Source organism: Actinomadura luteofluorescens, from assembly GCF_013409365.1.
Taxonomy (GTDB): domain Bacteria; phylum Actinomycetota; class Actinomycetes; order Streptosporangiales; family Streptosporangiaceae; genus Spirillospora; species Spirillospora luteofluorescens.
Genome location: NZ_JACCBA010000001.1, coordinates 905835 through 919496 on the forward strand (window position 1 = coordinate 905835; position 13662 = coordinate 919496).

At 69.6% G+C, this 13662-nt stretch carries 14 protein-coding genes; 9 read left to right on the forward strand and 5 right to left on the reverse strand.

All coding sequences use genetic code 11. From position 1 onward, the window contains the following. The first annotated feature begins 212 nt into the window (after window positions 1–212). Genes dnaK through clpB form a run of 5 tightly spaced genes read left to right on the forward strand, consistent with a single transcriptional unit; the run spans window position 213 to window position 6546 of the window. Complete coding sequence (gene dnaK, locus BJY14_RS03910) at window positions 213–2090, forward strand: molecular chaperone DnaK (RefSeq protein WP_179842339.1); 1878 nt, start codon at window positions 213–215, stop codon at window positions 2088–2090. Then, window positions 2053–2649 carry a nucleotide exchange factor GrpE gene (locus BJY14_RS03915; RefSeq protein ID WP_246395788.1) on the forward strand — a complete coding sequence of 199 codons (597 nt, stop codon included), beginning with the start codon at window positions 2053–2055 and terminating at the stop codon, window positions 2647–2649. Before dnaK ends, BJY14_RS03915 begins: the two co-directional genes overlap by 38 nt. Beyond that, window positions 2649–3605, forward strand: a complete 957-nt coding sequence (locus tag BJY14_RS03920; protein WP_179842340.1) for a DnaJ C-terminal domain-containing protein — start codon at window positions 2649–2651, stop codon at window positions 3603–3605. Before BJY14_RS03915 ends, BJY14_RS03920 begins: the two co-directional genes overlap by 1 nt. Beyond that, on the forward strand, window positions 3605–3949 hold the full coding sequence (locus BJY14_RS03925; RefSeq protein WP_179842341.1) for a chaperone modulator CbpM: 345 nt from the start codon (window positions 3605–3607) through the stop codon (window positions 3947–3949). Before BJY14_RS03920 ends, BJY14_RS03925 begins: the two co-directional genes overlap by 1 nt. Beyond that, window positions 3931–6546, forward strand: coding sequence for an ATP-dependent chaperone ClpB (gene clpB / locus BJY14_RS03930; RefSeq protein ID WP_179842342.1), 2616 nt, complete (start codon window positions 3931–3933; stop codon window positions 6544–6546). Before BJY14_RS03925 ends, clpB begins: the two co-directional genes overlap by 19 nt. A gap of 195 nt (window positions 6547–6741) precedes the next feature. Here clpB and BJY14_RS03935 read toward each other — a convergent pair whose 3' ends face one another. Further along, window positions 6742–7437 carry a tyrosine-type recombinase/integrase gene (locus tag BJY14_RS03935; protein WP_218905073.1) on the reverse strand — a complete coding sequence of 232 codons (696 nt, stop codon included), beginning with the start codon at window positions 7435–7437 and terminating at the stop codon, window positions 6742–6744. Then, window positions 7380–7826, reverse strand: coding sequence for a tyrosine-type recombinase/integrase (locus BJY14_RS03940; RefSeq protein ID WP_179842343.1), 447 nt, complete (start codon window positions 7824–7826; stop codon window positions 7380–7382). The genes BJY14_RS03935 and BJY14_RS03940 overlap by 58 nt, the downstream gene beginning before the upstream one ends. Before the next feature lie 135 nt (window positions 7827–7961). Between BJY14_RS03940 and BJY14_RS03945 the strand changes: the two genes are divergently transcribed. Further along, the gene (locus BJY14_RS03945) at window positions 7962–8114 is read left to right on the forward strand and encodes a hypothetical protein (RefSeq protein ID WP_179842344.1); all 153 of its coding nucleotides are present in this window, start codon (window positions 7962–7964) and stop codon (window positions 8112–8114) included. A gap of 109 nt (window positions 8115–8223) precedes the next feature. After that, window positions 8224–8544 carry a lantibiotic dehydratase C-terminal domain-containing protein gene (locus BJY14_RS47650; protein WP_376769992.1) on the forward strand — a complete coding sequence of 107 codons (321 nt, stop codon included), beginning with the start codon at window positions 8224–8226 and terminating at the stop codon, window positions 8542–8544. Here BJY14_RS47650 and BJY14_RS03950 read toward each other — a convergent pair. Beyond that, complete coding sequence (locus tag BJY14_RS03950; RefSeq protein ID WP_218905075.1) at window positions 8462–9817, reverse strand: MFS transporter; 1356 nt, start codon at window positions 9815–9817, stop codon at window positions 8462–8464. The genes BJY14_RS47650 and BJY14_RS03950 overlap by 83 nt on opposite strands. Window positions 9818–10405: 588 nt before the next feature. On the opposite strand from BJY14_RS03950, the gene BJY14_RS44330 reads away from it, so the two are divergent. After that, window positions 10406–10615, forward strand: a complete 210-nt coding sequence (locus BJY14_RS44330) for a helix-turn-helix domain-containing protein (RefSeq protein ID WP_218905077.1) — start codon at window positions 10406–10408, stop codon at window positions 10613–10615. 122 nt (window positions 10616–10737) lie between these two features. On the opposite strand, the gene BJY14_RS03960 is transcribed toward BJY14_RS44330, so the two are convergent. Both BJY14_RS03960 and BJY14_RS03965 read right to left on the reverse strand, forming a co-directional pair. Next, complete coding sequence (locus tag BJY14_RS03960) at window positions 10738–11385, reverse strand: TetR/AcrR family transcriptional regulator (RefSeq protein ID WP_179842345.1); 648 nt, start codon at window positions 11383–11385, stop codon at window positions 10738–10740. A gap of 42 nt (window positions 11386–11427) precedes the next feature. Continuing rightward, window positions 11428–12579 (reverse strand): Rieske 2Fe-2S domain-containing protein, encoded by a 1152-nt coding sequence (locus tag BJY14_RS03965; RefSeq protein WP_179842346.1) that lies wholly within the window; start codon window positions 12577–12579, stop codon window positions 11428–11430. Between the two features lie 102 nt (window positions 12580–12681). On the opposite strand from BJY14_RS03965, the gene BJY14_RS03970 reads away from it, so the two are divergent. Next, window positions 12682–13629 carry a PDR/VanB family oxidoreductase gene (locus tag BJY14_RS03970; RefSeq protein ID WP_179842347.1) on the forward strand — a complete coding sequence of 316 codons (948 nt, stop codon included), beginning with the start codon at window positions 12682–12684 and terminating at the stop codon, window positions 13627–13629. Window positions 13630–13662: the final 33 nt, after the last annotated feature.

A 13662-nucleotide genomic window follows, 5' to 3' on the forward strand; every position in this document is an offset into this window, starting at 1 on the left:
GGTTCGACCTGCGCGCGCCGCCTGCCCGACCGCCATTCCCAACGACAACCTCACCAACGCCCCCGTGGTAGGCGCCGAGTCGGACCTACACGGTCAGTGGATGTGCTGGGCCGGCTGACGGCGCAACGTGGGGACGAAGGCATCGCCGTCTCCGGCAACGGATGTACGCGATCTCGCTGGAGTGCGCGGTGAGGACCATCGGAGGGAACCTGATGGGTAGAGCAGTCGGTATAGACCTCGGCACCACCAACTCGGTCATCGCGGCGACGGAAGGCGGTGAACCCCGGGTCCTCCCCAACGCGGAAGGAGCACGGACGACCCCGTCCGTGGTGGCCTTCACCGAGCAGGGGGAGAGGCTGGTCGGGCAGTTGGCCCGGCGGCAAGCGATCATGAACCCGAAGGGCACCATCACCTCGGCGAAGCGCTTCATCGGACGGCGCTACGACGAGATCGAGACCGAGAAGGACGCGGTCTCCTTCGACGTGGTCGAAGGGTCCGACGGGACGGCACGCTTCGACGTGCGCGGCAAGCAGTACGCGCCTGAGGAGATCTCGGCGCTGGTGCTGCGCAAGCTGGCCGACGACGCCGGCAAGTCGCTCGGCGAGAGGGTCACCGAGGCGGTCATCACCGTGCCCGCCTACTTCAACGACGCCCAGCGCCAGGCGACGAGCGACGCGGGGAAGATCGCCGGGCTGGAAGTCCTGCGCATCATCAACGAGCCCACGGCGGCGGCACTGGCCTACGGCCTCGACAAGAAGGCAAACGAGACCGTGCTCGTGTTCGACCTGGGCGGCGGTACGTTCGACGTCAGCCTGCTGAACATCGGCGACGACGTGGTGGAGGTCCGCGCCACCTCCGGTGACGGTCATCTCGGCGGCGACGACTTCGACCGTCGGATCGTCGACCACCTCGCCGATGAGTTCCAGCGGGAGAACGGGATCGACCTGCGAGCGGACCCCCAGGCCCTGCAGCGGCTGTTCGAGGCCGCCGAGAAGGCCAAGGTCGAACTGTCCACGGTGACCCAGACACAGATCAGCCTTCCGTTCATCACGGCCGACGCCAGCGGCCCGAAACACCTCAACACCTCACTGATGCGCTCCGGGTTCGAGCAGATCACAGCGGACCTGATCGAGCGCTGTGTCGGCCCGGTGGAACGGGCGATGAGCGATGCCAAGGTGACCGCCGACGACATCGACGAGGTCATCATGGTCGGCGGGTCCACCCGGATCCCCGCCGTACAGAACCTCGTCCGCGGGCTGACCGGCGGCCAGGACCCCAACATGTCGGTCAACCCCGACGAGGTCGTGGCACTGGGCGCCGCGATCCAGGCCGGCGTCCTCAAGGGCGAGGTCAAGGACGTCCTGCTGCTCGACGTCACGCCCCTGTCGCTCGGCGTGGAGACCATGGGCGGCGTCATGACCAAGATCATCGAGCGCAACACGACCATCCCCGCCCGCCGCACCGAGACGTTCAGCACCGCCGAGGACAACCAGAACGCGGTCGACATCGTGGTCCTGCAGGGTGAACGGGAACGGGCCGCCGACAACCGGGTGCTCGGTCGCTTCCGGCTCGAGAACATCCGCCCCGCGCCACGCGGCGAACCGCAGATCGAAGTGACGTTCGACATCGACGCGAACGGCATCCTCAATGTCTCCGCGCGCGACCAGGACACCGGGGCCGAGCAGCACATCACCATCAGCCAGAGCTCGAACCTCGACGAGAGCGAGGTCGAGCGCATGATCGCCGATGCGGAGCAGAACCGGCAGGAGGACGCCCGCCTGCGCGCGCAGGTCGACGCGCGCAACGAACTGGACTCGGCCATCTACCAGGTCGAACACCGGCTTGGTGAACTCGGTGACACGGTGCCCGTGCACGAGAAGTCGCGGGCCGAGGGGCTGATCGAGGACGCCCGGCAGGCCATGAAGGAGGAAGTGCCGCTGGACCGGCTGCGCACGCTCACCTCCGAACTCCAGCAGATCCTGCACGGCTTGGGAACGACCACCGGATCCGGCGCGGGCGAGCGTCCCGCCGGGGCCACGACGGAAGGCTCGGATGACGATGTCATCGACGCCGAATTCACGACGGACTGAGCAGACGGGACAGCCGGCCGACCGCGACCGGTCCTTCGAGCGGCCAGAGCGCGCAGGGCAGGGGCCCGGGCAGGAGGAGCCCGCCGAGGCGGCCAGCCGGGATCCCGGCGAGGTCGAACGGCTCAGGGCGCGGGTCGAGGAACTCGAGGACCTGTGGCGGCGCGCACTCGCCGACCTCGACAACCTGCGCAAACGCATGACACGCGAACTGGAGACGCAGCGCCGTGCCCAGCGGGCTGAGGTCACAGCGGCGTGGCTGCCGGTACTCGACGACCTCGAACGCGCACTCCAGCACGCCGAGTCCGACCCGAGGGGCCTCGTCGAGGGCATTCGCAGCGTCCGGGACCGGGCCGTGGCGACTTTGCGCGACCTCGGTTATCCGCGTCGCGATGACCTGGGGGTCCCGTTCGATCCGGCCCGGCACTCGGCGGTCGCCGTGCGCGCCGACACCGACGTTCCGCCCGGCACGGTGGTCGAGGTGCACCAGCCGGGCTACGGCGACGACGAGAACCAGTTGCGTCCGGCGCTGGTGTCGGTGTCGGCCAGGGCCGGTGAGTGATGGCCGTCCAAGATCCGTACGAGGTGCTCGGGGTCTCCCGCGACGCCGGCCAGGACGAGATCCAGCGGGTCTACCGCAAGCTCGCCCGGGCCCATCACCCCGACATCAACAAGGACCCCGGAGCCGAGGAGAAGTTCAAGGACGTCTCCGAGGCCTACGCCATCCTCTCCGACCCGGAGCAGCGCCGCCGCTATGACGCATTCGGGCCCGACTTCCGGCGGGTTCCGGAAGACGTCGACCCGGACATGTGGGCACGCTCTCGCGCCGGTGCCGCCGCCGGTGCCGGTGCCGGACGCGCCGGCCCCTACGCCACCACGGGCGGCGGCGGCCGCACCGAGGGGTTCGGTGAGGACATCGACCTGGAGGACCTGTTCGGTGGGATCTTCGGTGGCCGCGGGCGTGGCGGCGGCTGGTCGGCCTGGGCGCCGTCGCAGGGCGCAGACCAGGAGGCCGAGATCGAGGTCAGCGTCGAGGAGGCGTACCGAGGGACCAGACGCACCATCACCCTCGAGCGTCCAGGGGGCCGGCAGACCCTCGACGTCACCGTTCCCGCCGGGGTGACCGACGGCCAGCGCATCCGGTTGGCCGGACAGGGCGGGAGCGGCGACACCGCCGGTGACCTCTTCCTGGTGGTGCGGATCGCCCCGCATCACCGCTACCGCGTCGAAGGTCGCGACATTTACACCGACCTGCCGCTCGCTCCGTGGGAGGCCGCCCTCGGCACGACAGTGGCACTGCAGACGCCCGGCGGCGAGGCCAAGCTGAAGGTGCCCCCTGGCACGTCCAGTGGGCGGCGGCTCCGGCTGCGCGGCCGCGGGCTGCCCAACCCCCGCGGCACCCCGGGCGACTTGTTCGCCGAGGTCCGGATCATGGTGCCGCCCGAGCCGTCCGAAACGGAACGCCGGCTGCTCGAAGAGCTCGCCTCGGTGTCACCGTTCGACCCGAGGAGAACCTGATGGTCCATCTGCTGCCCGGCACGGTCTACGCCATCATCCCGGCCCGTTCCCGGCGGATGGACCTCGACGCCTTCGCCGAGGCCGCCGGAATCCATCCCGAGCTGGCACGCCGGCTGGTGCGTCTCGGGCTGCTCGATCCCGAACGCGACCGCTCCGGCCGGCTCTGGTTCCCGCCGGCGCAAATCGCCGCATACGCACGCCTCGAACGCCTGCGGACGGGCCTCTGCCTCAACTACGCCGCGCTGGGACTCGTGGTCGAACTGCTCGACCGCATCGCCGAGCTCGAGCGGGAACTGCGCATCCAACACCACACCGGAGGCCGAACGTGGACCCCAACCGCCTGACCCAGAAATCCCAGGAGGCCTTGCACGACGCCCAGACCAAGGCCTTGCGCTTCGGCCACATCGAAGTGGACGGCGAGCACCTCCTGCTCGCCCTGCTCGACCAGGCCGATGGCCTGGTCCCGCGACTGCTGACCGAGGCGAAGGCCGATCCGGCACGGTTGCGCGAGGCGCTGGAGGCCGAACTGGGTCACCGCCCCAGTGTGAGCGGTCCCGGCACCGAACCCGGCCAGGTCCTGGTGACCCAGAGGCTCTCCCGCCTGCTCGACACCGCCCAGCAGGAGGCCGAACGGCTGAAGGACGAATATGTCTCCGTGGAGCACCTGGTCATCGCGCTGCTGGAGGAGGGCTCGGCGACGGCGGCGGGACGGCTGCTGGAACGTCAGGGCATCACCAGGGACTCCTTCCTGGAGGCCCTCACCCAGATCCGCGGGAACCAGAGGGTGACGTCCGCGATGCCCGAGGTCGCCTACGAGGCGTTGGAGAAGTACGGCCGTGACCTGGTGGCCGATGCCGCGGCAGGCAAACTCGACCCGGTCATCGGCCGGGACACCGAGATCCGTCGTGTCGTCCAGATCCTGTCCCGCAAGTCCAAGAACAACCCCGTGCTGGTCGGCGACCCCGGCGTCGGCAAGACCGCCATCGTTGAAGGTCTCGCCCTGCGCATCACCAACGGCGACGTACCCGAGGGCCTCCGCGACAAGACGATCTTCAGTCTGGACATGGGCTCGCTCGTCGCCGGCGCCAAGTACCGGGGCGAGTTCGAGGAACGCCTCACCGCCGTGCTCAACGAGGTCAAGGCGGCCGAGGGCCGGATCCTGCTGTTCGTCGACGAGCTGCACAACGTCGTCGGCGCGGGCGCCACCGAAGGGGCCATGGACGCCGGCAACATGCTCAAGCCGATGCTCGCCCGCGGCGAACTTCACATGATCGGCGCCACGACGGTGGAGGAGTACCGCAAGCACATCGAGAAGGACGCGGCCCTGGAGCGGCGCTTCCAGCCCGTCCTGGTCGACGAGCCCACCGTGGAGGACACCGTCTCCATCCTGCGCGGCCTGCGCGAACGCCTTGAGGTCTTCCACGGCGTGAAGATCCAGGACGCCGCCCTCGTCGCCGCCGTGACGCTCAGTCACCGCTACATCTCCGACCGGTTCCTGCCGGACAAGGCCATCGACCTGGTCGACGAGGCGTGCGCCATGCTGCGTACCGAGATCGATTCCCTGCCGGCGCCGCTGGACGAACTCACCCGCCGCGTCATGCGGCTGGAGATCGAGGAGGCCGCACTGTCCAAGGAGGAGGACGCGGCGAGCAAGGACCGCCTGGAGAGACTCCGGAAGGAACTGACCGGGCTGCGCGCCGAGACCGACTCCATGCGCGCCCAGTGGGAGGCCGAGCGCCAGGCGCTCCGCAAGGTGCAGGCGCTGCGTCAGGAGATCGAACAGCTTGGGCAGGAGGCCGCTCGCGCGGAGCGCGACTACGACCTCAACCGTGCTGCCGAGTTGCGGCACGGCCGGCTGCCCGACCTGGAGCGGCGGCTGCGCGCCGAGGAGGAGCGGTTGGCCGGCAAGCAGGACGGCGGACGCCTGCTGCGCGAGGTCGTGACCGAGGAGGAGATCGCGGCGATCGTGTCCCGCTGGACGGGCATCCCGGTGAGCCGCCTGCAGGAGGGCGAGCGGGACAAGCTGCTCAAGCTCGACAAGGTTCTGCACGAGCGCGTGGTCGGACAGGACGAGGCCGTCCAGCTGGTGTCCGACGCCATCATCCGCGCCCGCTCGGGCATCAAGGACCCGCGCCGCCCCATCGGCTCGTTCGTCTTCCTCGGCCCCACCGGTGTCGGCAAGACCGAACTGGCCCGCGCCCTCGCCGCGGCCCTGTTCGACACCGAGGAGAACATGGTCCGCATCGACATGAGCGAGTACCAGGAGCGCCACACCGTCAGCCGGCTGGTCGGTGCACCTCCCGGCTACGTGGGATTCGAGGAGGGCGGCCAGCTCACCGAGGCCGTCCGCCGCAAGCCCTATTCGGTCGTGCTGTTCGACGAGATCGAGAAGGCGCACGGCGACGTGTTCAACACGCTGCTCCAGGTGCTCGACGACGGCCGCCTCACCGATGCGCAAGGCCGCACCGTCGACTTCCGCAACACCGTCATCATCATGACGTCCAACATCGGGTCGGAACATCTGCTCCAGGGCGTCACCTCAGAGGGCGACATCGAGGAGGACGCCCGCGACCGGGTGATGGGCGAACTGCGCCGCCATTTCCGTCCGGAGTTCCTCAACCGGGTCGACGACATCGTTTTGTTCAAGCCGCTCACGCTGCCGCAGATCGAGCAGGTCGTCGACCTGATGTTCAACGACCTCCGCGCCCGGCTGGCCGACCGGCAGATGCGCCTGGCGATCGACGAGGACGCCCGGCGGCTGATCGCCGAGCAGGGCTTCGATCCGGTGTACGGCGCTCGTCCGCTCCGTCGCTTCATCGCCCGCGAGGTCGAGACCCGACTCGGGCGCGCGCTCATCGCCGGGGATGTCCGGGACGGCGCGACCATCCACATCACCGTCGCGAACGACGAGCTGAACGTCCGCTACGAGAACCCCGAGTGACCGGCGGGCGCGCCGCCCTGTTCGCGGCGGACTTCGCCCCGTTCCTTGTCCGTACGGACACCACGCCGGCCCGGGTGCCGTAGTCGGCTGGCCGGTCCATCCGGTGGAAGCCGCCTACCGAGGTGTGTCAAGGGGGCGTGGGTTCAAATCCCGCCGTCCCGACAGAGAAAGACCAGGTCAGAAGGGCTTCGGAGGTCATTCCGGAGCCCTTTTCCGATCTTGAAGGTCGATGGGGAGCCAAAGGGGAGCCACCACCATCCGGCCTACGCCGACTTGCCCGGACCGAACACCACGTCGGCCACCTCGGCGCCCCGGGTGATCACCGGCCTGAGCTGGTGCCGGTAGACCTCCCCGGTGACCGCCGGAGAGGAGTGCGCGCAGAGGTCTGCGATCGCTCTGCACCCCGCCGTCACTCATGATCGATACGAACGAGTGACGCAGTTCGCGCGGCGACCAGGTCTCCCCGATCCCCGCCTTCTTGGTGATGAGCCGGAAGCCCCGCCGCACGTTCGCGGCGTCCAGCGGCTTTCCGGTCGTCGAGCAGAACACCAGCCCGGTCTCCTGCCACGCCGGCCCCGCTTTGAGCCTGTCGGAGGCCTGGCGCGTCTGATGGCGTCGTAGGGCGTCCACCGCCTGCAGCGGCAGTTCCAGCGTCCGCCGCGATTTCTCGGTCTTGGTGTCACCGTGGGCTCGCACGGACCGCCACACGTAGACGGCGAACCTCTCGCGATCGAAGCCCGCCTTGACCACCGGCCGCCATTCGGCCGTCTCATCGCTCCACGCCACGACGTGTGCCCACTGCAACGCGCGGGCTTCTTCCGTACGGACACCGGTCAGCAGGCTGACCACGACGTAGGCGTGCAGTCGAGATGACTGGGCCGCTTCCAGCACGGCCCGGGCCTGCTCAAGGGTGAGAGCCCGGCTCGGCCTTCCGGCCGTGCCCTGGGGGTCTTGACCAGCTCGGCCACGTTCCGCATGATCATGTCGCGTGCTTGAGCCTGCCGGATCGCGCGCTTGAGGATCGCGTGCACGAGCCGCAGGCTCCGAGTCGACAACGTGCCGGAGAGCCCGTCGAGCCACTCGTCGACGTCGTCGGCTCGCAGATCAGCGAGCTTCGCCTTGCCGAGCAGCGGGATGACATGCTTCCGGGCCAGGCTCCCGTAGTTGCCGACCGTGTCGTCATCCAGCCCTTTGAGGCCTTTGGCGAGCCAGTCTTCGACGCAGTCCCCGACCGTGTAGGTCGCCGGGTCCTTGACGCTGGCCTCCAGGTCCTCGACCACTTGCTTGAGCCTGTCCAGGACCTGGGCTTTGGTCCTGCCCTTCCTTTTGCTCGCCCAGGTCAACGGAAGCGCCCTTTCCGCTAGGACTCCTGCTTCCCGATCACTTGACCTCGTACGCCTGAAGGGAGCGGCTGGATGACAGCCCAGCAGGGGCCGCAGCACGTCATCAGATTCGCCGACTGGTGCAGCGCTGAGCGCATCGTGCTGGAGCATCTGCCGCCCGTGCTCGAACCATCGCGGAGCGGGGAGCCGCACGGGTGGTGGTTCGTGCGCAAGTACCCGACCTGACGGCTACGGCATCGCCCGACCACCGCCCATGGCCTGCGGAGACTGGACCGGGCGCTGGACATGATGCTCTCGGACGGCTTGATCGACGGCTGGACGCCCGGCATCTACGATGCCGGAGACCATCGCTTTCGGAGGCGCTGCGGGCATGGGTGCCGCCCACGCGCTCTTCCACCACGACAGCCGTCTCGTCCTTCAGCATCTGGGCGGGCGTGATGCCGACGAGTTTCAGCAACGCTCTGAGGTGGCGGAGGCCGACGAGGGTGAGTCCGCGGTGCGTCGGTTCCGCCGCATCCTGACCACGGGGAGAGCGGCGGCCTCGCCGATGTCGTCGTCACCTGGGTGTCCGGCTATCGACTTGCTTCGGCCGCCGCCTCCATGTCGGCGGGCTGCCGCGGGCTGTTGGCCTGCGGCGGCAATAGCGCGACGATGAGCACGGCGCCGAACGCCATGCAGATCGCGCCCGCCGTGAGCCCGCTCGAGTAGCCCATGATGGCCAGCGCGGCCACTCCGATGGCTCCGCCGATCTGCTGGACGGAGGTGAACAGGGCCGAGCCGAGACCGGCGTCGTCCTCGGTGGTGCCGTCGACCGCGGCCGTGGCCATGACGGGCAGGCCCAGTCCGTTGCCCACGCTCAGCACGAGCATGCCGGGCAGGACGTGGACGAGGTAGGAGTCGCCCGCCACCAAGCCGGATAGCAGTAGCAGGCCGGCGATGTTGACCAGGAACGCCAGCAGGAGCGTCCAGCGCGTCCCGATTCTGGGGGAGATTCGGGAGGACAGCCACATGCCCGACAGGATGCCGGCGCCGTAGGGCAGGTAGGCGATGCCGGCAAGGAGCGGGCTGTACCCCAGGGCGGCCTGCACCTGGATCATCAGCAGGAACGACATCGCGTACATCGCCATCGAGAACAGCAGGGTCGCGCCGTTGGCCGCCGCCCGCGTCCGCGAGGCAAGGAACGCCCCGGGCACCAGCGGCGCGACCGCCCGCGACTCGGCCGAAAGGAACGCCATTGCCAAGGCGGCGGACAACGCGACGACGCCGACGACGACCGGATCGGTCCAGCCGGTCTCACCCGCGCGCAGCAGCCCGTACACCAAAGTCACCGCGGCACCGGTGATCAGGACCGCGCCGGGAACGTCGAGGCGGCGCCGCCCGGGGGCGCGGGACTCGGGGACCAGGCGGGGAAGCAACGCCAGCGCCACAGCGACGACGGGCAGGTTGATCAGGAAGATCCAGCGCCAGGACACCAGGTCGGTCAGCGCCCCGGAGATCACCAGGCCCGAGGTTGCGCCCAGGGCCGCGATCCCGCCCCAGATGCCCAGTGCCTTGACCCGCTCCTCCGGCCCCGGATACAGCAACGTGATCATCGACATCGCCGCCGGACCGGCCATCGCCGAGCCCGTGCCCTGCACGAACCGCCCGGCCACGAGCTGCCACGGCTGTTGCGCCAGCCCGCACGCCAGGCTGGCCGCCCCGAACAGCGCGACACCGATGAGGAAGACGCGTCGGCGGCCCAGCAGGTCCGCCAGCCGGCCGCACAACAGCAGCAACCCGCCGAAGGCCAGGAAGTAGGCGTTGACGACCCACGGCAACCCGGACGCGCCGAAGCCCAGGTCATCGCGGATGCTGGGCAGGGCGACGTTCACGACGGTGTCGTCGAGCACGAGCATGAACTGGACAAGGCACAACACGATCATCGGCATCTGAACGACGCTATGATCCGCCGCATTTGGCCACAATCCGCGATGGGGCCAGACTGTGTCGCATGGAGGACATGGGCGCGATCACCGTCGGCCACTTCCCGCTGGCCTCCGGAGAGTGGATCCCCCCGCACAAGCACACCTACCACCAGCTCGCCTGGACCCGCCGCGGCGTCCTGAGCGTCGGTGTGGACGAGGTGTACTGGGTCCTGCCGCCCACCAGGGCGCTATGGCTGCCCGCCGGCATCACCCACACCACCGGCGCGACCCGCGACGCGGTCCTGTGCAGCCTCTATCTGGCGCCCGACCGCTGCCCGGTGAACTGGTCCGAACCGACGGCGGTCGGCGTCGACGGACTGCTGGCCGAGCTCATCGGGTATCTGGACCGCACCGACCTCACCGACGAAGCACGGTCGCGTGCCGAGGCGGTAGTGCCCGACCTGCTGCGTCCTCTGCCCACCCGACCCATCAACGTGCCGCAACCGACCGACGAGCGCGTCCAGGTGGTCGCGGCCCGCCCTGCTGGCAGACCCGGCAGACCCGCGCAGCCTGGAGGCTCACGCCCGCGCGGCGGGCGTGAGCCGGCGGACGTTGACGCGGCTGTTCGTGCGCGACACGGGCATGAGCTTCGACCATTGGCGCACCCAGGTACGGCTGCGTGCCGCCCTGCCGCTGCTGGCCGAGGGGCAGCCGGTATCGCGGGTGGCCCACAGCGTGGGCTACGCCACGGCGAGCGCGTTCCTAGCCGCCTTCCGCCGCACGGTCGGCACCACACCCAAGCGCTACCTGCTCAAAGGTTGACTTCGATCTCCGCCACGCTGACCGGTCCGACCCGGGCAACGCGATCACCTGACGACGCGGAGGTCCGCCAGCCACCCCCAGAATGGTGCGGAGTGTTGCCGCGCCGGGGGCATGGCGGGCCGTCAGTGCTTGGCGGCGGCCAGCCCCTCCGCTATCAGGCGGAGGCCGAACTCGAACTGCTCCGAGGACGCGAGCGTGGGGAGCTCCGGGGCCAGCCTCAACGTGCTGGGGAAGCGGTCGGCGGGGAGGCCGGCATAGAAGTGGTGGCGCTGGCGGCGGCCCTCCGGGTCGTCGCCCCAGGTGCGGGGCGTCTGGTAGCCGGAGAAACCGAGCGCGTAGGTGATGAGGACACCGTAGGCGCGGGTGGCGTCCGCCCCCTTGAGCCCCGCCGACTCCAGGCGGTCGAGGACGGCTTCCATGGCGCCGTCCAGGGCGTCGATGCTGTCGGTGACTCGGGTGGAGAGCAGCCGGACGACGCAGGGGTGGGCGAGCATCATCGCGCGGAAGGCGCGCCCGCATCCCACAAGCAGGTCGATGGGGTCGTCCGTCTCGGCGGGAGGGACCTCCATCCCGCCGAGGACGTGATCGGCCATCGCGTCGAGAATCTCTTCCTTGTTGCGGAAGTAGCTGTACAGGGTCATCGCGCCGACACCGAGCTCGCCGGCCAGGCGTCGGACGGTCAGTGTGTCCAGGCTCTCGGAGTCGCCTATGCGCACAGCGGTCTCGACGATGCGTTCGCGGGTGAGCGTCCGCGCGTCCCTCTTGGCCATTCCGCTCCGTGTCTCGTCGGTCTTCCCGAGCGAGGGTAGCGCCTACCGCTTGTCCGGCTGGACGTTCGGAGCGCTCTGCTCGACCTTGCGCCGCCACGCGGTGAGGGACAGGTCGGGCCGGTAGAGCTTCTCCGGCGGGGCGTCCATCACGTCGACCATCCAGGCGTCCTGCGCGGTGAACTGGCCGTGGAACAGCCAGCGGATGGCGGCGAGGTACTTGAGCTTGAAGAGGCCGGCGCGGGCACCGGTCTCGAAGCGCACCATGAGCTGGACGTAGCGCACGTTGTCGGCGTCCACCGGGACGTACCACTCGTAGTGAATGAACTGCGGGTAGGCGACTCGGAGGATGCCCGGCATCCGGATCGAGACGAAGCCGGGCAGGTCGAGGCCCTTGATCACGGGGTTGGTCTTCTGGGCCTTGCCGGGGGCGTCGGGCAGTGGCATGCGCTTCCACCAGCGCTTGTTGGTCCACAGGCCGAGACCGGGCATGCGGGCCTCCCAGTGCACCTCGTCCTGGACGCGGACGAGCCATTCGCCGCGTTCGACGACGCGGGTCTTGTTCCATGCGGGCATGACCTTGAACAACCGCCACAGCGCCGTGTTGTGCAGGTACTTGGCGTGGCCCTCGTCGAAGCCGTTCTCCGCGGCGAACCGCCAGTTGCCCTTGCGGACGTCGGTGCGGCCGCCGATGACGAGCGCATTGTGTCGCAGCTCCTCGGGCAGGTCGTCGTCCAGCGGGTGGGGGTCACCGTCGCCGATGTAGACCCAGACCAGGCCGAAGCGCTGCCGGACGGGGTAGGTGCGGACCTTGACGCGGCCCTTGATGGGCGAGTCCGGGCCGTCGGTGAGGACGCCGCAGAGCTTGCCGTCCTTCAGGTCGTAGGTCCACCCGTGGTACGGGCAGGAGACCGTGCCGGGGAACTGGCGCCGTCCCAGGGAGAGGGGCACGCCGCGATGGGGGCACCGGTCGTGCAGGGCGTGGATCTCCTCGCCCTCGCGGACGAGGGCGATGTTCTCGCCGAGCAGGGTGACGGCGACGGGCTTCTTGCCGACCTGCTCGGTCCACAGGACGGGGTACCAGTGGTCGCGGAACCCGAGAGCGGCGCTCTCATAGGTCGGCCAGGACGACCAGTCCTGGCCGGGCTGGCGCCGCTCGGGCCGGGAGCGGCCGGGGGACGTGGCGTTGGTGGACAACGGTACCTCCTTTAACAATGTTACGTACTTTGTACGGCGAGTTCTGCCATGTCAACCCCCGACTCTTGACGGGTATGCAAAGTACCGTACATAGTACGAGCCATGGTGGAGAACGAACGCGAGCTGGTCGTCCGCTCGATGACCTGGGAGGCGGACGGGGTCCTGTCGGTCACGCTGACCGCTCCCGGCGGCGCGCCGCTGCCTCCGTGGGAGCCGGGGGCCCATCTTGAGATCGACCTCGGAAAATGGGTTCGCCAGTACTCGCTGTGCGGAGCGCCCGGCGGGACCGGCTCCTACCGGATCGCCGTCCTGTACGAACCCGACGGCAGGGGCGGCTCGGCCTACGTGCACGAGGAGTTGCGGCCCGGCCGCACGGTGCGGGTGCGCGGTCCGCGCAACCGGTTTCCGCTGGAGGACGCGCCGCGCTACCTGTTCCTGGCGGGCGGCATCGGGATCACTCCGCTGCTGCCGATGATCGCGCAGGCGGCGGACGGCGGCGTCCCCTGGCGCCTGGTCTACGGGGGGCGGAGCCGGGACTCGATGGCGTTCCTGCCCGAACTCGCCCGGTACGGAGACGCTGTGACGATCGTCCCCGAGGACAGCGACGGCCGTCCCGACCTCGACGCGCTGCTCGGCGCGCCCGAGCCGGGCACGGCGGTCTACTGCTGCGGGCCCGAGGGCCTGATCGCGGCGGTGGAGCGGCGGTGCGAGGCGTGGCCGCACGGGAGCCTGCACGTCGAGCGGTTCGCCGCCGCGCGCGATCAGGTGCTGGACGGCGAGGACACCGCCTTCGAGGTGGAGTGCGCGCGGTCCGGGGTGACCGTCGAGGTCGGCGCCTTCGAGACCGTGATGGACGCGCTGGAGCAGGCCGGCGTCCAGATTCCGAACGCGTGCCGCGAGGGCATCTGCGGAAGCTGCGAGACGCCCGTCCTGGCGGGGGTCGCGGACCATCGCGACGGCCTGCTGACCGATGCGGAGCGGGAGGCCGGGGCGACGATGATGCCGTGCGTCTCGCGCTGCCTCTCGGACCGGCTCGTGCTGGATCTCTGAGACGCGGTCCGCGTCCGGGCATTGACTCCGGAC

What these genes read in the sequence shown, in the direction of transcription:
- dnaK (WP_179842339.1), top strand. Translation starts at nt 213, where the DNA reads ATGGGTAGAGCAGTCGGTATAGACCTCGGCACCACCAACTCGGTCATC.
- BJY14_RS03915 (WP_246395788.1), top strand. Translation starts at nt 2,053, where the DNA reads ATGACGATGTCATCGACGCCGAATTCACGACGGACTGAGCAGACGGGA.
- BJY14_RS03920 (WP_179842340.1), top strand. Translation starts at nt 2,649, where the DNA reads ATGGCCGTCCAAGATCCGTACGAGGTGCTCGGGGTCTCCCGCGACGCC.
- BJY14_RS03925 (WP_179842341.1), top strand. Translation starts at nt 3,605, where the DNA reads ATGGTCCATCTGCTGCCCGGCACGGTCTACGCCATCATCCCGGCCCGT.
- BJY14_RS03945 (WP_179842344.1), top strand. Translation starts at nt 7,962, where the DNA reads ATGACAGCCCAGCAGGGGCCGCAGCACGTCATCAGATTCGCCGACTGG.
- BJY14_RS47650 (WP_376769992.1), top strand. Translation starts at nt 8,224, where the DNA reads ATGCCGGAGACCATCGCTTTCGGAGGCGCTGCGGGCATGGGTGCCGCC.
- BJY14_RS03950 (WP_218905075.1), bottom strand. Translation starts at nt 9,817, where the DNA reads ATGCCGATGATCGTGTTGTGCCTTGTCCAGTTCATGCTCGTGCTCGAC.
- BJY14_RS03960 (WP_179842345.1), bottom strand. Translation starts at nt 11,385, where the DNA reads ATGGCCAAGAGGGACGCGCGGACGCTCACCCGCGAACGCATCGTCGAG.
- BJY14_RS03970 (WP_179842347.1), top strand. Translation starts at nt 12,682, where the DNA reads ATGGTGGAGAACGAACGCGAGCTGGTCGTCCGCTCGATGACCTGGGAG.